This is a genomic window from Psychroserpens sp. (genome assembly GCF_045105015.1).
GTDB lineage: Bacteria > Bacteroidota > Bacteroidia > Flavobacteriales > Flavobacteriaceae > Psychroserpens.
The window spans coordinates 33,420-53,794 of sequence record NZ_JBGCCX010000063.1 but is presented as its reverse complement, the minus strand read 5'-3'; the positions used below and the strand labels follow the sequence as shown (position 1 = coordinate 53,794).

The window sequence follows — 20,375 nt, the reverse complement described above, 5'->3', positions numbered from 1 at the left end:
AGGTAGTGGTTTATTACCAACTCTAGAGCCATCAACCTTTTATGGTATTCAAGGGTTCTTTAAAGATTTAAATAATGACGGATTTATTGATTTAATGGTGTCAGGTGATTATCATTACATTTTCTATAACAATGGAGATGGTACCTTTCAGAATGCACCAAATCCGTTTAACTCCGATCAAATTCAGTCGTTCTCTGTAGGCGATATGAATCATGATGGTTTCTTAGATATTTATGCTGGATATGCTAACGGATTAAATTCACCAAGTTCTATAAAAGATAGAATTTGGCTAAATGACGGAAACTCAAACAACTTTATTAATATTCAATTAGAAGGAACAGTAAGTAATATAAATGCTATTGGAGCCCGAGTGGAATTGTATGGTACTTGGGGTAAACAAATAAGAGATGTGAAATCTGGTGAAGGATATGGTTTAGTAAATACATATACACAACATTTTGGAATTGGCGTTAATACTCAAATTGATAGAGTTGTAGTTCGCTGGCCTTCTGGAATAGTTGATGAAATTCTTAATCCGGAAATTAATCAATTTTTACAAATTATTGAAACCCAACCAGATCCAACCTGTACTGATGGCATTCAAAATGGTGATGAAACTGGAGTTGATTGTGGTGGATCTTGTCCTGATGCTTGCCCAGAGCCTACATGTTTTGATGGCATTCAAAATGGTGATGAAACTGGTATTGATTGCGGTGGATCTTGTCCAGATGTATGTCCAACTCCAACATGTTTTGATGTTTCCATTACATTTGACGACTATCCACAAGAAACAAGCTGGTTAATTCAAGACAGTTCTGGCGCTACTGTTGCTTCCGGTGGAACCTATGGTAGTGAACCAGATGGTTCAACGCTAGATATCGAAGTTTGCCTTGATGATGGTTGTTATGACTTTATTATTAATGATACCTACGGAGATGGCATTTGCTGTGGATATGGCAATGGATCCTATGTGGTAACTGTTGATGGATCTACAGTTGCTTCTGGTGCAAGCTTCGGAAACTCTGAGACCACTAATTTCTGCTTAGGTCCTATAGTTTATACTTATAATAACAACGTTTGGTCACCAAGTGATCCTAATAATGTATCTAGTAATAATGATGCTATTGTAGTCGAATCTGGTGAAGCAGTAATTTCTATGAATACCGCAATTGATGCTATAACTGTCGAAGCAGGTGCAGCTTTAACTGTAAATTCAGGTATTACTTTATCAGCAAATACAACGACTTTAAGATCAACATCACAGATGTATTCAAGTTTAATTCTTGATGGATATGTTACAGGAACAATTAACTATGAACGTCATGTCAATATTAATGGTTCAGGTGATACTGGAAGTAATGACTTAATTTCGGCGCCATTAACAGGTCAAGAATTTGATGATTTTGTACAAGCAAATCCAAATATTGTAAACAATGGCACCTTATATTTATTTGGTCCTTTTGATAAAGTAACTGGAACATACCTGACTTATGAAGGAACAGATACAACAACTTTAAATGCAGGTGTTGGATACAGAGCAGCATCCAGTGATAACGCTACATTTACCTTTACAGGAACAGCTAATAATATTCCTATTAGTGTTGACATCATAAATTCTGGACCTTCAGAACCTGCTGAAGAAGAATGGAATCTTGTTGGAAATCCATATCCTTCTTATTTAAACGTTCAGGCTTTCTTTAATCATGAAGTGAGTACAGGTGTGAGGAATATTGAATTAATGAATGCTGGAACAGCGGCTATATATGGATATGATGGGAGCGCACAAGATGGATGGATTATTTACAATTTAGCTAACACCTCAGCATCTACAGTTATTGCTCCAGGTCAAGGGTTCTTTGTAAGTGCAGACGCAACCAATGTACCACTTTACGACCTAGAGTTTACACCAGGTATGAGAACTACTGGTACAAGTGATGATTTTATCTTAGGACGATCTCAAAATGGAACGAATTCAGTATTAAGCAAATTGATATTATCAAGTAATACAGATATTTATAGTACGAGTATTTATTTTATTGAAGGGACTACAAAAGGATTAGATAAAGGATATGATGCTAGTGCTTATGGAGGTGTGACAGGCGATTTTTCAATATTTACAAATCTTGTTGAAGATAATCAAGGTTTAGATATGGCCATTCAATCGTTGCCATCTAATGATTTCAATGATGTTGTAATTCCTTTAGGTGTAAAAGCACAAGAAGGTACCTTTTTAACTATTAGTTTAGGAAATGACTCTACGTTAGCAAATGCTGTAAACGTTTACCTTGAAGATAAGCTATTAAATACATTAACACTTTTAAATGATTCTGATTATACATTTACTCTAAATGCTGAAGTAACTGGTACAGGTCGTTTCTTTTTAAGGTACTCTAATGAAGAAATTACAACGTTAAATTCAGGGTTAGATGACATTTTAATTTATTCAAATAATTCTAGTAATGAAATTATTATAAAAGGTCAATTATCGGAGAATAACAATGTGAACATTTATGATATCCAAGGTAGATTGGTTTATACTAAAATTCTTAATAATTCAAACCTCACAAATACTTTAAATGTTAGCGCATTAAGTAGTGGTGTTTACATGGTAAGATTATCAAATGAAAATGAATATAAAACAAAAAAGATCGTCATTGATTAGAAGATTACTAAATATTATATAAAAAAAAGCAAGCTTTATAAAGCTTGCTTTTTTTGTTTAAACTAATGAAAGGTGTAATTAAATTTTCACTATTAAAATACTCTATTGTATTAAATGGAAAACACACTCCACTGAAAAGTCCAATGATTAAGTAGTAAACTAGACATGTTTTTTAGAAGCGCTTTACAACTTTACCGTTTTCTGTAATGGCACCTTGCAATATGCCTTCACTTAATTTTAGTATCACTGTACGACCATTGCGATTATTATTACTATAATCACCCGCAATTTCAATACCATCTTTGTTATAGTATCTGTACTCAAAAGTAGTTTCTACACTTGACACTTTAAATGATGATACTTGAGTATACGGATTTAAATCTTCGCCATACATTAATACACCATTTTTAAATTCTCCTACTAAAATTTTATCTTGTGCTTGACGTTTTATTCCAAAACCATTTTCACAATCACCAGTCATACAATCGCTTGTATTGTCTGCGGATACTTCATAAACTTTTTCTGAAATTGCAACATCATCTTTATAAGTTATGAGTTTTCGAGCCATCGTTTGACTATTATGCTCTAAAAAATGATTGCCTTGCTTTACACCCATTTCAAAAATGCCACTTCCTTTACCCTTTCCAAAATTATAAAATGAATACCCATCAATTTTACCTTTAGTGAAATCTGAAAACACAAAGCTCCCATCAGGATTCTGTAGATATCCTGGACCATCATACAAACCATCTTTATACCAACCTATATAAACGATTTGAGTTGTTTCATTATAATAATAACTATAACCTTCTTTACAATCACCTGATAAACATGGTCCTTCAGTTTGAGAAAATCCTATTACACTTATTAAAGTGAAGATAGTAGTAAGTATTAGATTTTTCATAGTAATATCTTTAATTTAAATTAATTTTTATTCATTTTATTTTCCATAGTATATAAAAGGCGCCCAAAATTTTGGATGACGAAGTTGGTCTCCATATTTTCCAGTTAAAAAATCTCTTTTTATTGCTGTAACGGCTTCTTTATAGCTTATTTGTTTATTAAAAGTTCTATCGTAAAACTCTTTAATAAATACACTAGTTGCATAATCATCAACAGACCATAAACTTGTTAATGTTGCATCTGCTCCAGCTTGCATTAATGAATTGTTTAACCCTTGTACAGTTTCACCTGTTGTAATTCTTCCCAATCCTGTTTGACAAGCACTTAAAATCACTAATTCTGGATTCATTTTTAAATCCTTCATTTCATCAATTGTAACAATACCGTCTTCTCCATCTTTTGGTGTAGGATAAACAGACATAGCAATTCCACTTAATTCAAATATATAGGGATGAACTGAGGCATGGCTAGCAATATGCAGTATTTTATACTTTTCTAATTCACCAGCAATAGACATTCTTTTAAGTTCATTTTCAGTCATATCAGTATTCAAACGAACATCCGTTTTATCGACTAAATTTTGAATAGCTTCGACTTCATTTTTAGTTCCTATTAAATAACTCATTGGGTCATTGCCTTGGAAACTTGCAAATGCATAATCTAAGTTTTCATTATTTTTTATACTTGTTTTTACTTTGAGTTGCAATCGTTTAACATCTGCAATATTTTGAATTACATAACTTTTGTCTGCTCTCAAGCTATATTTAGCATCACCAAAAGCTAAAACGTTTTTAGAATAAGATCGCTTAGCTTCTTTTTTTAAAGTAACTAGTGTACTACCACTAGGAATATAGCTTATCTGATAATCTTCAACTAATAATTTACCTGAATAAGGATTTCTGAACGCTTCAAAAGGAATGAAACTTAAATCTCCAGCAGGACTAATGATTAATTTATTTATGCCTTCCAAAAACTTTGCATTTGGAAACAAATAAGCCCACATTTTATTTAAAAGTACTTGTAAAGCTCCATTTTGTTGATACGTTAAATCTTCCTTAGAAGGTGATAAATAACTACGTAATACTTCAAATGAAATTTTAGAATCACCAGGTTCTGAAATGTAATTATTTGAGTACTCAGGACGTGTGGTATTTGTTGCGCTTCTAAATTCTTTAGATGCAAGACCTTTCTCAATGTATTGTATATGTCTAGGAATTCCGTTAAATAATTCGGCTATATATTTTGTATAATCTAAAAATCCTCCTCTAACTTTATCTTTTGTGATTACAAAATTAAAAACACCTGTATTATCAATAGTTCCTGTTCCTAAATAATAAATTAATGCTTCATCTGGCGCTAATGCATTCTGAATTTCTTTAACTGATTTTATTGAAGATGTGCTTTCATTTAACAAATCATTTAAAGCCTTATTTTTGAATAGTTCTGCATATTCAAGTGCTTTTTCAGGTTGACCTAATTTTATATTAGCACCTACTAATGCTGTCAAAATATCATTATAAAATAAAATAGTTTCTTTTAGAGTTTCTGAACTACCTGAAGCTCTTTTTGCATCCATTAAAGCTTTAGCTTTTTCTAAAGGAATTATCATCGATTGATAATCCATTCGCTTTAATGCCAACTGTGCCTCATTGAAATAGAAAGATGCATCTTTATCATTATCATCACGAGAATCTAACATACCCAACTCATAAGCATATTGCTCAACTACATTTGAATACTTTCCTTTTAAAAAAGGGTTGGTCTCTAATATATTTTGCATTTCAATAACGTTAGCTTTAGCCTTTTCGTTCTTTAAAACCATTTGTGGTATGTTTAAAACTACTAAAGCCTGTATTCTTAATACTGGATTTTTAACTTTAGAAATAATATCTTCAATTTGAATTAATGATTCTTTAAAATTTGTAAAATCATTTAACTCACGTAGAGCCATAGCTTTTGCTGATAGCAATTTGATTTGTTGTGGAATAAACAAGTTTCCCTTTTTCGCCAAAACCAAATCTAGGACTTCAACAAGTTGTCTATTGTTTTTTTTGTTGTTATTAGTGCTAAATCTTTCAGCTAGCATAAAAGCAGCGTTACTACCTAATTGTTTCTCTGACAGTACTTCAATGTAAGTGTCATCAACTAGATCGCTAGACAAACCATAAAAAGTTAACGCTTTGCCTATATAAAATAATAAAATTGGATAAGATAATTTTGGGATTTTCCCATCTTTATAACTGTTATAGAGAAAATCATTAAACTCTTCTATATATGTTAGTGCATTTTCTTTGGGGAAATTCTTATAATTATCATAAATCGCTTTAGCATCTCCAATTACTGGAGAAAACTTAGCTTCTAAAGATTTTAGAATCGATAAATCATAAGTTATCTTTTCTTGCATTTTTAAATCTGACTTATAAAAATTGCGATAACTAATCAATTCATCTGTCAACTTCCCACTATTGTTTACAAGTAATAAAGCAAAAAGATAATTTTCTAGAGCCTCTTGCCTATCTAAAGCACTTCCATAGATGAGAGTTGCTAAATAATGTGATGAAGCTGTATAAATTTCTAATGCTGAAAAATCAACACCTTTACGGGTGTAAATTATTGACTTTTCAGGTGTTTCTGAAGATAATAAAACATAGCCTACACGTGGAAGTACTTGGCTAGGATATGCATAAGTATTTAAAATATATTGTGCGTTTTTGAATAATTCCTCCTTTGATAAAGTTTTATCAAAAACAGCTTTTTTATACACAGGATGGTCTGAAGCATACTGAGGAAATGGTACAGGGTCAGTAAATTGCGCAGATACATTTATACTTATTAATAGGATTAAAAGTGTAATAGTATTTTTTAGTTCCATATGATTCAGTTCATTTATAATATAGGGCATCAATATTTTAGTCAAACTAGTCTAAAACATTGATTTCACAAATTACGGACTAAATGCAAAAGGAAACTATACGCAATTTGCCGTATATTTTAATAAATAAAAATCAAAAGAAAAGTATATACGTCTAAAGCTCAACTAAAAGTAAAATATTAATTAATAATCAGTTTTTTCGTAATAACATCATGATTATGAGATACTTTAATCATATAAACACCAGAACTCATTGATGATACATCAATTGTATTTGTAAACTTAGATTGATCTAATTTTCTACTTAAAATTAAGCGTCCGTGAATATCAAATAACGCTATTTTCGTTGAATCAGTTAGTATGCCCTTAATTATAATGCGCTTACTGTTTTCATTTACAGAAATGTTTAACTCATTATTTTTATTAGTTGTATTTATAGATAATATTTCTGAAGTGTATCTTAGAAAGAAGCGACCTGTACCAAATAAATCCGTCATTGGTGTAAACCTGTATTCTGATTCATTTAATAAGGTTAACGAATTATTTAAGGTGTCTTCAAGGTAAACATTTATGTGTGTTGCTAATGATGAATTGTCATCTAGTTTTATTGTTAATATATCACCAGCTATCGCATTTATACCAATTGGTACAACGACATCATTGAAGTCGTTATATGGTAATGACTGAATGGCGATATCTTGACCTTGATTATCTTCAACTAAGTTTGTGAATATTGAGAATTCTACTGAAGCACCATCATAAGTTTCTGCGTCATATCCAGAATCTAAACCTCTAGTCGTTCCTTCAATAAAATAGATACTTGTATGAGTCGTTTTAGTTGCATTTGATAGTTTCAGTTTGCTTAACACTGAATTAGAACTATTTGCAGATCGACCCAAAATAAAATCGTCACTAGTACCTGTAGAGCGCATTGCTGGCGTAAATTCTAAGTCGTAAAGCGTTACATTCGTTGGGTTTGCACTTACGAAGAATCCTTGACCAGGAGCAATTACTGTAGATGCTGTGGTGTTAGCTAAGTTATAAATCACCCAATCATCTACAGCGTTTCCATCATATCCATAAATTGCAGCGGTACCTGTGTTCATTAGATTAATATTTTTCACACCAGTACTTACTTCATGGTTAAGAAACGCTTGAACGTTTAAATAAGAAGGATACGGATTTCCTACAAGGTTCCATTCTGCTTCCGTAGGTCCAGAATTCGTGATATTATTTGTTATCACTCCGTTATTAGCAGTTCCTGTAAAGGTAAATGTGCCATTATCACTAGATGCCGCTCTATACCCAATACCTGGATTTAAAGTTATAATTTCAGTTCCAGCAAAGATTAAATAATCACCAGTAACTTTATCAAAAGGACCGAACAGATATAAGGATCCATTGTTTAAGATATTTGGATTGGCTATAGCAAAATCGTCGAATTGTTGACCTGTTAGAGGCGCCGAAATTAAATCGTTACTACCAGTAGTACCAGAACCATTAATATTAACATGACGTTCATAGTTAATTGTTCCTGTAACTGAGCCATCTAAAATTAAACTAGAGTAAGACGTTGAGCTAGATTTTAAGGTAAGTTTATTAAGCGTTGTTAGGTTCACAGCTGAATTAATTGTGAGTCCACCACCAGGATTTACTGTCATATTATTACATGTTGTATTGGTATTGATTATTGCATTACCAGAAGCAATAAGAATATCATCACTAGCAGTAGCAACACCGTTTGGATCAGTAGGAGACCATCCGTTATCATAAGTATATGCGAAATTAGAATCTACACAGAATGACGTTGTTTCAGTAAATATGCCACTGTAAGGACCAGCACCTCCATAAAAGACATAGTATACCATGTCGCTTTCAAAAATATAGCCTCCACCATTAATTCCATCACCAGCAGTGTCGTACACATTTAACGTATGCTCTCCAGCCGTAAGTGGAATATTATAAGTTTTAATGGCATACACATCTGCAAACGAATACCCTCCACCTGAAGCAACTATTGTATTGGTATTATCTCTTATATCCCAACTTGTATGTTGTGGCATAAAATCTAAAAAAATAGTTAATATAAAATTACCACTAGCAGAACATGGTAGTAGTGTTGTTACGGTTTCTACATTACTAAATCCAGATTCGTTACCACTATCATCTATTGCTCTCACTCTAAAATTATTCATAGAACCTGGAGATAAATTTGTTGCATTATAAGATGTATTAGATACGGTTACCAAATACGTACTGTTTAGATATACTTTATAACCAGTTACAGTAAAGTTATCGGTAGCAGCATCCCAACTTAAATCTGCGGTGGTTTGGGTTGTATTAGTGCTTGTAAGGTTTGTGGGATTACTAGGATCTATAGTATCTATCCAAAAGGTTTCCACATTGCTTAATCCTGAAATATTTCCTGCCGCATCAAAAGCACTTACTGTAAAATCATGAGTCATATTTATGGGCATCGTTAAATTTCCATTGCTATAATTTGTGCTAGTGGTTGTCCCTATTAAAGTTGTACCGTTGTAAACATTATAACCCATGACACCAATATTATCTGTAGATGCGTCCCAAGTGAGGTCTATATTATATTGTGTGAAGTTTGAACCGACAAGGTTTAAAGGTGTTGTTGGTGGTATGGTATCTGTAGACGCTACACCTACTCCAACAGCATCCCAAGCTTGCGTCGTCGCAATCACTTCGGGAGCGCCTAATCCATGTATGTCGATTGCAGATTGAATAGCACCTACACGTGCATCAAAAAAGTTAGAAGTTGGTGTTAAATAGACGGTTAAATTACGATAAGCAATTTCGGCAGCCAGTATCTTTCCAATACCAGTAACAGTATAACTATCGTTATTATCATTTGTGCCAGTTCCGCCTTCAGACAGTAAATAAAACCATTTGTTCTGTACTCCTGAATTTGTATGTACACCAAAACGATCTGAAGGTGAGGTATGCCAATGTTGCCCTAGATACGTATCTGGATGGTTTTTTGATTTAGGATTTGACATGGATCGGAACGCTTCATTCGGATCTATATGAACTGCGTTACCAGCCAGCCAATCATTTACACCTTGCTGTGCGAAATTTTCTGTCATTTCTCCAAAAATATCTGCAAACGATTCGTTTAAAGCTCCTGATTGATACGAATAAATTAAACCTGCAGAATGCTGTACAACACCATGTGTAATTTCATGTCCAACAATATCTATGGCAACCAATTCATTAAAAGTACTGGTAGGAAAACCGTTGTAGGTCATAACGCTTCCGTTCCAAAATGCTTTATTGGGAAAGTTCATGTTTCCGTAATTTACATATGATTTAAGAATTGTACCATTATCATCAAAAGAGTTACGTCCATGTCTTTGAAAGTAATAGTTATAAGTCTGTTCAGTTCCCCAATGTACTTGAACAGCATCTTGATTTGAATTAAAGTTATTAGTAACACTCGTTATATCTTGTCCGTTAGCGTAACCAATAGCATTATTCATTTCAAAAGTTTGTATGCCATTACCGCTAGTTGTTTGACGTAATCTATAGGTGCCTCCAGTTAGTTCTGCTTTGAATGTTTGCTGACCATTATAGAGTGTCATTCCCATAACAGTTTCATCTGCATGCTGAATTTTACTATTCTCAAAAATAATGGCTCCAGTTTGTGCATCTAGATACAAATCAGCACGATATAAAGGTTTTTCTGCATAGATGTCTAGTTTGTAAGCTAATCGATTTGTAGTGCTAACTCTTTCCGTTTTAGGAAGGATAACTAAGGTAGGCATAGGACCATTATAATCCATGTTTTCATAATAAAATACATCTAAGTCTTCTACAAATTTTTCAGCATTTATAAGTTGTTTTGCCTTTGAAACAGCTTCAAAAGCTGAAATTAATGGTGTTGTATTTATGTTTTCTATCGGATAGAATTCTCCGTTAATTGAAGTCAGTTTTTGGTTTTTTGAGTGCACTTTATAAATCGCAAACTCAACAGGAATACCATTGTAGTATTGTTGATAGGTTTCATGCTTCATTCCTATATTATCTACTTCAGATTTAAGCTGTACAAAAGTTATTTGATCTGATGTTTCTAAAAATTGTTTTAAGACATGAGTTCCATCGGTAAAGTTAAGCTCTTCATTGGCATTAAATGTGACATGTTGAACAACTCCTTCTTTATTAACAATACGAGAATTTATAGAAGACAATAAGGGTTTATCTTGAGCGCATACACTAAACACAACAAACTGTAATAACAATATAAGTCTAATGTTTTTCATGGTGATGTGATTTACTGTCTGAAAACTATTTTTTAACTCGCTTTAAAAACCAATTGTTCAAGTTCACTAAATGCTGTCTTCTGTGAACCTTTTAATAGCACTTCTTTTATACCACCAGCTGCTATTTCTATCATATTTCTATGAGCTTTAACGCTTTTTCCAAAATAAGTATTCATCATTTTATTAGGAATGATATGATTTATTTTAACTGTGTTCTCATTAACAAAAAACGCTTTTATGGCATGCATTCCGTTTTTCTTAAGAACGATACATTGTTTCATTTGTCCATTATCATCAGTTCTCATCTCCCAAATATCGTAGGTTTTAGAACATCTATAAATGGATTCCTTATTTAAAAAGTCTTTAAGTTTATCTAAAGAATTATAATCGTTTTTGATCTCTATTAAATTTTCCATAATTGAATTGTTATTTTAAAAATTAAAAAGCCACTTTAACGTTTAAGGAAAAGTGGCTTTACTTCCTTGATTTAAATGACCCTAATTAATCAAAATCTTTTTAGTGATTATCCCTCTGTCAAAATCAAGTTTTATAATATAAATGCCTTTTTCATATGTAGATGTTGCAATTGTACTGTCATTTCCAGTAGCAACCTTAGCGCCTAAAACATTATAGATGGTATAGTTCTCTAACTTTAAATGAGTTGGTGAAATCACTTTTATTTGATTTGAAGTCGAAGTAATTTTAACACTATTAGCGAATTCAAAATCGGAAATATTTAATGTTACAGATGCAAAATTTATCCACTGTGCAGCGATGTAATCATTTTCGGTACCATTAGGTATGGTTAAATTGATATTGCTACGATCTCCACTAATATGAAACGTATCATTAGTACCAGTGGTAATTGAAGGAGGCACTGTTGCCAATGAAGTAACACTGGTTAATGGATTTGCAGCAAAAGCTACTGCTCCAATGTTCGTTACATTTTCTGGAAAAGTAACACTTGTTAAATCATTATCTGCAAATGCACCTATACCAATGATTGAAACATTACTACCTAATGTGATATTTGTTAAATCATTAGTTACGAATGCCTGACTTCCAACGTTAGTGACACTATCAGGAATAGTTACAGTAGTTAAGTTATTTGTATTAAAGGCAGATATTCCAATACTGGTAACACTATTAGGCAGGTTTATATTAGTTAATCCTTTATCAAAAAAAGCAGCATCACCAATTTCTGTAACAGCATATACATCTGTTAAAGTTGTTATTGTAGCAGGTATGGTAACTGTTGTTCCATTGGATGAATCATAATCTGTAACCTCAAGTGTAGTCGTTGAAGGAATAACTTCATAAACCATTTTAAAACCAGTCCAAAGCGCTCCAGAATCCGTAACATATTCGTCTGTAGTGCCATTAGGTACAACTAAATTTATATTACTTCGTGTTCCAAATCCACCTTCTCCAAATGTATCTGGGTTTCCTCCTGTTGTAATTGTTGGTGGTATTATGGCTTCAGAAACTACACAAGTTAAAAAATTATTACCTGCAAAGGCTTGAGCTCCAATTGATGTGACGCTACTCGGAATCACAACACTTGTAAATTGGTTATTAAAAAATGCCCCTGATCTTATCTGAACAATAGAATTAGGAATAATTACGCTAGTTATTGGGTTGCTTATAAAAGAATTAGTGTGAATTATGGTTACATCAAAGGTTGTTGCATTATAGTTAACCGTAGTTGGTATTATTACTTCGCTACCACCATTCATATCATAATCTCTGATCATTACTGTGTTTGGTGTTATTGAAGTCACTTCATAAGTAATAAAATTGTCAATAAAAGTATCTCCAACTGCTGGATTTGCTTCTGTAATTGGATTGAAACCTGTCCATAAAGCACCAGCATCTGTTACATAAGCTCCCATAGTATTAAATGGTATATTTAAAGCTATACTATTTCGGTTATTACTAAAAGTATCATTAGTACCAGTCACAATAGTTGGTGGTATTGAAGCTAAAGAGGTTACACTAGTTAAAGGGTTATCTTGAAAAACATTAATATCAATATTAGTGACACTATTTGGTATTGTAACGCTAGTTAATTGATTGTGTCGAAAAGCAGCATTCCCAATAGTGTTTAAACCACTTCCTAAACTTAGACTATTAATATCATTATAATCAAATGCTTGGTTGCCGATACTTGTGACACTGTCTGGAATAGTAATACTAGTTAAACCACAATTAAAAAAAGCGCTATTCCAAATATCCACAACACCATTTTGAATAGTCGCATTAGTCATATTATTATTATCTGAAAAGGCGGAATTTTTAATAGTGTTAACATTACCCGAAATGGTTACACTTATTAGTTGATTAAGTCTAAAAGCTTCAAAACCGATACTCGTAACACTATAAATGTTGGTATTATGTGGCACAGTATCAGGTATAGTAACCACATTACCTCCAGCTGTATTATAATCTATAGCTTCAACTGTATTTGGTGAAATAGAAGTTATTTCATAACTTATAAAGTTGTCAGTAAAAGTATCTCCAACTGTTTGTGAATACCCAATCATTGATATTATTAGAGCTGTTAAAATTAGTAGTTGTTTTTTCATAATATTTGGTTTTAAATTAAAGTTTATAGTAGATTTTTTTTTTTTTTTTTTAATCCATTTTAATGAGTTCACCATTTAGTTTGTAGTAAAAGCTGAACGTTGTGCCACCATTTTCTGGTTTTAGATTAATAGCGTATTCTGTTATAGATATATCTCCATTTTTTGGAAATTTCACATGTGCAATACTTAATTTTGGATTACTAAGATTTTTTTCAGCCTTTAATTGTTCAATAGATTTCTCGACTAATTCACCTAGTTTTGATAGACTAATTTTATCATTCAATTGAAACATAAAATCAGAAGCTTTTGTGCCTTGTGGTACTTCGAGTGTGATTTCTGAATTTTGTTGCCATGAATCTTGAGATAAGTTCCATTGTCCCATAGTTAAAGATTCTGGACTTGCAGTGACTGTTACGCTAATTGAATTCCCTAGAGATTCATCATAGATAATTGCTAAATCTGTATAGTAAGCAGTGTCACCGAATTTTGATTTTAGCTCATTTTCAATTATTGCAAAGCCATCTGCATTGGCCTCTTGATGACTTGTTTGACTTCCGCATGAACTGAATAGTATTATGACTATTAGCGTTAAGAAAAGTTTTAAGTAGGTTAACTTCATCATAGATTTCGATTTAATGCTAAAGTATATGCAGTAAACAACCTATGAAACAGCGAATCTATTTCTGTTGCTTCAAAATAAATAAACGCTAGAGTTAAAAATATATGTGTTTAATAAACTACTTATGAATAAGTATGTAATAATAAAATATAGCAGCTACGATAGATTGGCTTTTAAAAATGCTGATAAAAAAGCTTCCTTTTTTCTAGTTGATACTGGGATTTTTCGACCATTTTTCAAATAGATTACACCAGATTTGTCATACTTATCTATGAATCTTAAATTCACCATAAAAGATTGGTGAGGTCTTGTGAAGTTAGCTTTTAGCAATTGACCTTCAAATTCTTTCAATGTTTTAGATACCATATACTTCTTTCCATCTAAACAATAAAATGTTGTATAACCTTTATCTGTTTCACAATAGAGCAATTCTTTTAAATTAAGCACTTGAAAACTGTCTTGCAAGGATAAGATTAGATTAGAGTTTTCATTGTTCCAAATTTGTCTAGTATTTTGAATTTTTTCTTTTTGTTCTGCTAATGGCTGTTTCTCTACTTTTTGAAGCGCTGTCTTTAATTCATCAATATCTACAGGCTTTAACAAATAATCTACTGCACCCATTTTTAGTGCTTTTAATGCGTACTCTTCATAAGCAGTAATAAAAATCACTTTAAAATTTTGATATTCAGTAGCCTCTAAAAAATCGAAAGCATTCCCATCTGGAAGGTTAATATCTAAAAAAATAAGTTCAGGTTCGCATGCTTTGGAAACAATAATAGCTTCCTTAACCGTTTCACATTCACCTACAACATCAACTTCAAACTCAACTAGATTTAATAAATTAATCAAGCCTTTTCTAATATAAGATTTGTCTTCAACTATTAATGCCTTCATGATATAATAAGAATTTTATATGGTATAACAAGCGTAACTATAGTACCTTGTTCTTTGTATTTTTGCCGATCTTCTATCGTGACTTTTCCTTCTGTTTTAAAATCTTTCGAAAGCATTTTTAATCGTTCTGAAGTTATGGTAGTTGCCAACGATTTTTTATGTGATTTATCATTTTGTTTTTGTGCATTAATTCCAATTCCATTATCGATGACTGTACAGATTAGTTTCTTGTTTATATAATTGAGCTTTATATCAATTTTTCTGTTTTCCTTTTGATTTTTAAACGCATGCTCTATTGCATTTTCTATAAAGGGTTGAATGAGCATAGGTGGTATTTCAAACAAGGAATCATCAATAGTTTCATCAACCAAAATAGTATATAAATAGGATTGACTTACTTCTAAATTCTGAAGCTCTAAATAGTTATTTACTGCAGTTAACTCTTGATGAAGTGGCACCATTTTATCACGTGAATTTTCAAGAGTAATTCGCAATAGTTTAGAAAATTTAGACAAATATAATACGGCTTTTTTATCTTCTTTATTTAATATCATACCTTGTAAAACAGACAACGAATTAAAAATGAAATGTGGTGTCATTTGAGAACGCAAAAGCTTTTGTCCGATTTCAATATTTTGTGCTTTTGTTTTAATATTTGTAAATTTTAAGTAGAAAATAATTCCTCCTAATACAATTGAAATTAATAGAAAAACAATAATTGCCCATAAATAATTTTGCTTAGATTTTTCTAAATTTTTATTTGAGGCTGTCACAGTTTTTTTAAGTTGTAACTCTCTAATACTAGCAGAGTCTAAAGCTTGTTTATATTTGTATTCGTATTCTAACTGTGTTATTTTTTTAATATTTTCATTATTAAAAAGGCTGTCGTTTATAATTTTAAACTGTTGATGACTTTCTAATGCTTTTTTATACTTTTTTGTTTTTTCATATATAGTTGCAATGGTTCCGTAAGCTAATTTTTGCTGTGTTAGAAGTTCTAAATCATCTGCTATTTTTTTTCCTTTTTCTGCTTGATCTAAAGCTGTAGAATAGTCTTCAAGTAAAACATAGGTTCTAGCTAAGCCAACATGAGCTTGGCAAATTTGAACTTTATCTTCTGTCAATAAACTTATCTTTAAATAACTTTTATGATGTTCTAAAGCTTTTTTAGGTTGTTCCATTAAGAGATATAAATCTCCAAGTTGATAATGACAAGCACCTATTTCTGACTTTTCGTTGATTTCTTTGCTTAAACTCAAAGACTCCGTCATGTAGTCTAAAGCTTTGGGAAACTCTTTTAAATCGGCATAAACTGCTCCTTTATTTACTAAACAACCAGCTATATTACGTTTATTCTTTAATTCTCTACTAATTGCCAGTGACTCGTTTATAAACTCTAAGGTTTTATCATATCGCTTGAGCTCATAATACACAGCACTCATGTTATAAGTAATTGTTGCTATACCTCTCTTATTATTGTCTTTTCTATATATACTTAAACATTTATTAAAATATTGTAATGCTTCTGTATATTTGCCTTGATTAAGACAGATACTTCCTATATTATTTAAAGTTCCTAAGCTTAATTTTTCTCTACCTAATTGCTCTCTTAAGTCACATGCTTTTTTGAAAAAAACAATAGCTTCATCAAAATCACCTTTTCTATAACTAAGAATTCCTAAATTATTAAGCATATCTGCTTGGCGTAACTTGTCGTCATTTTCAATGAAAATATTAATTAATTTTTCATAATAACCTTTAGCCTTATTGGAATCATTATTATAATATGCGATTTCAGCCAAACATATATAAGAAGCATTAATACATGACTGACAACTTATCTCCTCAAACAATTTAAGGGCTTTATTTGCTGACAATTCTGCACTATCTAATTCTGATTTCTTTATTTGATTATGACCAATTCTTAAAAAGCTTTTCCCTTCACCTTTTACGAAATTAAGTTGCTTTGATAGAGCATATGCTTCTAGAGCTTTTTCATCAGATTTTATAATATTAAAACTGGAGTAGCCATAAGCAAGTTTATTTAATAAATTCACTTTAGTAGTATCGTTCAGTTTATGATTTTGAAGTATATTTTCAAGACTATCTATGACTTTCTCTTGAGAAAAAGAAAGTTTCACAAAAGAAATAAGGAACACTAAAAAAAGAAATGATTTAAAATTGAATTTCATATTAAAAACAGAACTATTACAAGCAATTAACGATTAAATATTGAAGATAAAAAATCTAATTAATCATATATATTAGATATAAAGAGAAGAATAAATTTTCGCTTGGCATCAAACAATATTTGCAATGTTTGAACCAATATGCGCACTACTGCTTCTTTTGCAAAAACATTTAACTCATTTTTACACTTTTTTTACATTTATTTTTAAAACGAATTCACGATTGCTTCTATTTTTGGTAAAAACAAATTTAGTATCCAAACTATGTTAGCACTAAAAAAATGTCTATCAATTAAAACCATTATCGCTATAGTAATAATGACTGTCACTTTATTATCATGTATTGAAAATAAGCATGATAATAATATCATTAACAAAGCCGATAAAATTGAAGAACTTATAAATTTATATACAGATTATGAAGGTTTTAATGGCGCAGTTCTTGTATCACACGATAATAAAATCATTTATAAAAAAGGATTTGGGTATGCTAATATGGAATGGGATATTCCAAATAATACAGATACAAAGTTTCAAATTGCTTCTTTAACGAAATCATTTACTGCCATGTTAATCATGCAGTTAGTTTCAGAAAACAAATTAGATTTACATCAGCCTATTTCAACCTACTTAGAAAAGTATCCTAAAGAAAATGGAGATCAAATAACTGTTCATCATTTACTTACACATTCTGCTGGAATTGATCGTGATCCTTCAAATAAAGAAAAGTATAATAGACCTGAAGCTATGGTAAATCAATTTGCTGATGTTCCACTTGAATTTTCTCCAGGAGAAAAATTTAAGTACAGCAATTCTGGTTATACGCTCTTAGGATACATTATTGAATCCATTACAAATAAGCCTTATGAAGAGGTCTTAGAAGATAAGATTTTTAAGCCTCTCAAAATGAATAACACAGGATTTTTCAGACATAGAAAGCTTCTTAAAAATATGGCTTCTGGTTATATTGTAAGTTATGGAGAATACTTTGATAGCGATGCTTCTGATAAATCAACAGCATATGCTGCTGGTGCAATTTATTCTACTGTTGAAGATTTAGCACTATGGGATCAAGCCTTAAATACCGAAGCATTATTACCAAAACATTTAATGGAACTTATCTTCAGAAAACATATTGAAGATACAGAAGAAGGAGGATATTATGGTTATGGTTGGGAGTTTAAAAACAAGCCCATAGGTAATACTAAAGAAACTATTCAAACTGTTGGCCATAGTGGCTCAATTGATGGTTTTCGTGCATTATACAGCAGAATTCCTTCACAAGATGCTTCAATTATATTGCTAAATAATACAAATCGTGCCTTTCTTAATTCGATAACTAAAGCTATAATCGCCATATTGAACGAGAAACCTTATGATTTCCCCTTAAAACCATTAGCCAAATTCATGACTAAAATCATAAAAAAAGAAGGTATTGATAAAGGCATTCAATTTTATAAAACACATAAAGATTTACCAGACTATTACATAAGTGAGCAAGAACTTATTGTTGCAGGATACAAATTCTTACATTCAGGCAATGCAACTTATGCTGCTGAAGTCTTTAAGCTAAGTACTGAAGTATTTCCTAATAAAGATAATCCTTTTGATAGTTATGCTGAAGCGCTTAGAGCTTTAGGTGAAAAAGAAAAAGCAATAAAAAACTATAAAAAATCATTAGACTTGAATCCTAAAAACATGAATGCAGTAAAAATGTTAAAGGAATTAGGTTTTACTTATAGTGTTGAATTATTAAATGCTGATGATACTTGGGGAAAAGAAATTATTACATTTCCAATAGATTGGGCTCCAAAAATGACAGTAACAGGGTTTGAAGAACTCCGATTTGCTCCAGAATGGTCAAATATAAATCATAATGATTTTTGGTCACTTGCCATGGCTTGGAAAATAAATACTCCTTCTGAAATTTCTATAGACAACCTCCAGAAAAATATTGAAGGCTATTTTGATGGATTAATGATCCCAAATCATTGGTCTGAAAATTTTCCTAAACCAAATTTAAAACTAAAGCCTATTTCTGAAAGTGACAATAGTTCTGAATTTAAAGGTAAGATGATTCTTTTTGATGGTTTTCATACTGGGAAACAGGTTACATTGAACATTACAGGCAAACAACAATTTTGTAAATCCACTGAAAAATCAGTTATCATATTTAAGTTCTCTCCAAAACCATATGACAAACCTATCTGGAAACAACTAAATAATATAACTATTAAAGATGAGCCTTGCAATTAATTATTTAAAGGGTTTCCTTATTAAAAAAGCAGGTTTTACAAACATTTGACATTCATTTGACATTTTAAATACTATAATTAACTAGTTTTAGACATCATCAAAAAACAACTTAGATATGAAAAGACAAGACGTAATTTTAGTCGGTATTATTTTAGCCTTAATAATAGGAGGTGTTAGCCTTTTTAGTTGGAATACAGCTCCAACTAAAGACATTGTGAAAAAAGAAAATATTGTCATTCTGGAATCGAACCAAAATATGGTAACAAATGAATTTAAAATATTCTCCGATTTTATCTATGATATTGGCCCTCGATTTGGAGCAATAAAAAAATCTGAAATTGAAAAGATTACATCAATCAATGGATTCCTAAACAAAGAAACGATACAGAATATTGTAAATGTAAAATCTACCAGCTTTATCATTCTTAAAAATGATGAACCTTCTGAAATGACAATTGATGGAAAATCTGCAACATTTAATAAAGCGCAATTAAAGTTTATAAAATCAATCCACTACTCTACTAATTTTGCATTACGTGTTGAATATGAAGAAAAAGAACCGAAATCTGGATACATATCTGATAATTATAGTTCTCCTTACCTTACCATCGTACCAGAACAACAAGCAAAATATTCAGAAGGTATAGATGCGCTTAAATTATTTTTAAAAGAAAGCTGCCAGACTGTTTTGATAGGTGTTGATCCAGAAAAATTAAAACCTGCAAAACTTTATTTTACTGTGACTAAAGATGGAGCTGTTGAAAATATTAGCTTAGATAGAGATTCTGGTTATCCTAATGTTGACAAAAAAATGATAGAACTTATCAAAGAAACTCCTGAGAAATGGATTCCTGCAAAAAATATGGATGGCGAAAATGTAGATCAAGAATTAGTGGTGTCTTTTGGATTAATGGGTTGCTAATTAATATCAAGTTATTTCAATCAAGGTCATGTAATTAAAAATTTATGACCTTTTTTTGACCTCTACACATAGTTTAATTTCTATATTGTAATAGTCTATTTTCTATATAGTTATGATTTTAATAAAATATTAATCAGATTAACATTCTATTTGAAAATTAAAGAGATCTAATCCATATATTTGAAAG

General features: G+C 31.2%; 11 protein-coding genes. 3 read left to right on the top strand and 8 right to left on the bottom strand.

Annotation, left to right across the window (positions count from 1 at the left end):
• A partial coding sequence (locus tag AB8B90_RS05165; RefSeq protein WP_405334352.1) for an ASPIC/UnbV domain-containing protein occupies window positions 1-2,662 on the top strand: 2,662 nt, incomplete at its 5' end.
• A 172-nt stretch (window positions 2,663-2,834) separates the two neighbouring features.
• On the opposite strand, the gene AB8B90_RS05160 is transcribed toward AB8B90_RS05165, so the two are convergent.
• The 8 genes from AB8B90_RS05160 to AB8B90_RS05125 all read right to left on the bottom strand — a co-directional run bounded on the left by AB8B90_RS05160 (window position 2,835) and on the right by AB8B90_RS05125 (window position 16,962).
• Entirely contained in the window at window positions 2,835-3,566 is a 732-nt protein-coding gene (locus tag AB8B90_RS05160; RefSeq protein ID WP_405334350.1) for a hypothetical protein, read from the bottom strand.
• A 36-nt stretch (window positions 3,567-3,602) separates the two neighbouring features.
• Window positions 3,603-6,437: a CHAT domain-containing protein gene (locus tag AB8B90_RS05155; RefSeq protein WP_405334348.1), complete on the bottom strand. Its 2,835-nt coding sequence runs from the start codon at window positions 6,435-6,437 to the stop codon at window positions 3,603-3,605.
• Window positions 6,438-6,616: 179 nt separating this feature from the next.
• Entirely contained in the window at window positions 6,617-10,723 is a 4,107-nt protein-coding gene (locus AB8B90_RS05150; RefSeq protein ID WP_405334346.1) for a M4 family metallopeptidase, read from the bottom strand.
• A gap of 32 nt (window positions 10,724-10,755) precedes the next feature.
• Window positions 10,756-11,139 (bottom strand): hypothetical protein, encoded by a 384-nt coding sequence (locus AB8B90_RS05145; protein ID WP_405334344.1) that lies wholly within the window; start codon window positions 11,137-11,139, stop codon window positions 10,756-10,758.
• An 81-nt stretch (window positions 11,140-11,220) separates the two neighbouring features.
• Complete coding sequence (locus tag AB8B90_RS05140) at window positions 11,221-13,308, bottom strand: leucine-rich repeat domain-containing protein (protein WP_405334342.1); 2,088 nt, start codon at window positions 13,306-13,308, stop codon at window positions 11,221-11,223.
• A gap of 49 nt (window positions 13,309-13,357) precedes the next feature.
• The gene (locus AB8B90_RS05135; RefSeq protein WP_405334340.1) at window positions 13,358-13,930 is read right to left on the bottom strand and encodes a hypothetical protein; all 573 of its coding nucleotides are present in this window, start codon (window positions 13,928-13,930) and stop codon (window positions 13,358-13,360) included.
• Window positions 13,931-14,083: 153 nt separating this feature from the next.
• Window positions 14,084-14,821 (bottom strand): LytR/AlgR family response regulator transcription factor, encoded by a 738-nt coding sequence (locus AB8B90_RS05130; RefSeq protein ID WP_405334338.1) that lies wholly within the window; start codon window positions 14,819-14,821, stop codon window positions 14,084-14,086.
• A complete protein-coding gene (locus tag AB8B90_RS05125; RefSeq protein ID WP_405334336.1) occupies window positions 14,818-16,962 on the bottom strand; it encodes a tetratricopeptide repeat protein in 2,145 nt (714 codons plus the stop codon). The genes AB8B90_RS05130 and AB8B90_RS05125 overlap by 4 nt, the downstream gene beginning before the upstream one ends.
• A gap of 312 nt (window positions 16,963-17,274) precedes the next feature.
• Here AB8B90_RS05125 and AB8B90_RS05120 point away from each other — a divergent pair, with 312 nt between their 5' ends.
• Together AB8B90_RS05120 and AB8B90_RS05115 are read left to right on the top strand one after the other, a co-directional pair.
• The gene (locus tag AB8B90_RS05120; RefSeq protein ID WP_405334334.1) at window positions 17,275-19,266 is read left to right on the top strand and encodes a serine hydrolase; all 1,992 of its coding nucleotides are present in this window, start codon (window positions 17,275-17,277) and stop codon (window positions 19,264-19,266) included.
• Window positions 19,267-19,381: 115 nt separating this feature from the next.
• Window positions 19,382-20,188, top strand: a complete 807-nt coding sequence (locus AB8B90_RS05115; RefSeq protein ID WP_405334333.1) for an energy transducer TonB — start codon at window positions 19,382-19,384, stop codon at window positions 20,186-20,188.
• Window positions 20,189-20,375 lie beyond the last annotated feature (187 nt).

Bases quoted from the DNA above. Each gene is read 5' to 3' on its own strand.
- AB8B90_RS05160 (WP_405334350.1), bottom strand. From the start codon at position 3,566: ATGAAAAATCTAATACTTACTACTATCTTCACTTTAATAAGTGTAATA.
- AB8B90_RS05155 (WP_405334348.1), bottom strand. From the start codon at position 6,437: ATGGAACTAAAAAATACTATTACACTTTTAATCCTATTAATAAGTATA.
- AB8B90_RS05150 (WP_405334346.1), bottom strand. From the start codon at position 10,723: ATGAAAAACATTAGACTTATATTGTTATTACAGTTTGTTGTGTTTAGT.
- AB8B90_RS05145 (WP_405334344.1), bottom strand. From the start codon at position 11,139: ATGGAAAATTTAATAGAGATCAAAAACGATTATAATTCTTTAGATAAA.
- AB8B90_RS05140 (WP_405334342.1), bottom strand. From the start codon at position 13,308: ATGAAAAAACAACTACTAATTTTAACAGCTCTAATAATATCAATGATT.
- AB8B90_RS05135 (WP_405334340.1), bottom strand. From the start codon at position 13,930: ATGATGAAGTTAACCTACTTAAAACTTTTCTTAACGCTAATAGTCATA.
- AB8B90_RS05130 (WP_405334338.1), bottom strand. From the start codon at position 14,821: ATGAAGGCATTAATAGTTGAAGACAAATCTTATATTAGAAAAGGCTTG.
- AB8B90_RS05120 (WP_405334334.1), top strand. From the start codon at position 17,275: ATGTTAGCACTAAAAAAATGTCTATCAATTAAAACCATTATCGCTATA.
- AB8B90_RS05115 (WP_405334333.1), top strand. From the start codon at position 19,382: ATGAAAAGACAAGACGTAATTTTAGTCGGTATTATTTTAGCCTTAATA.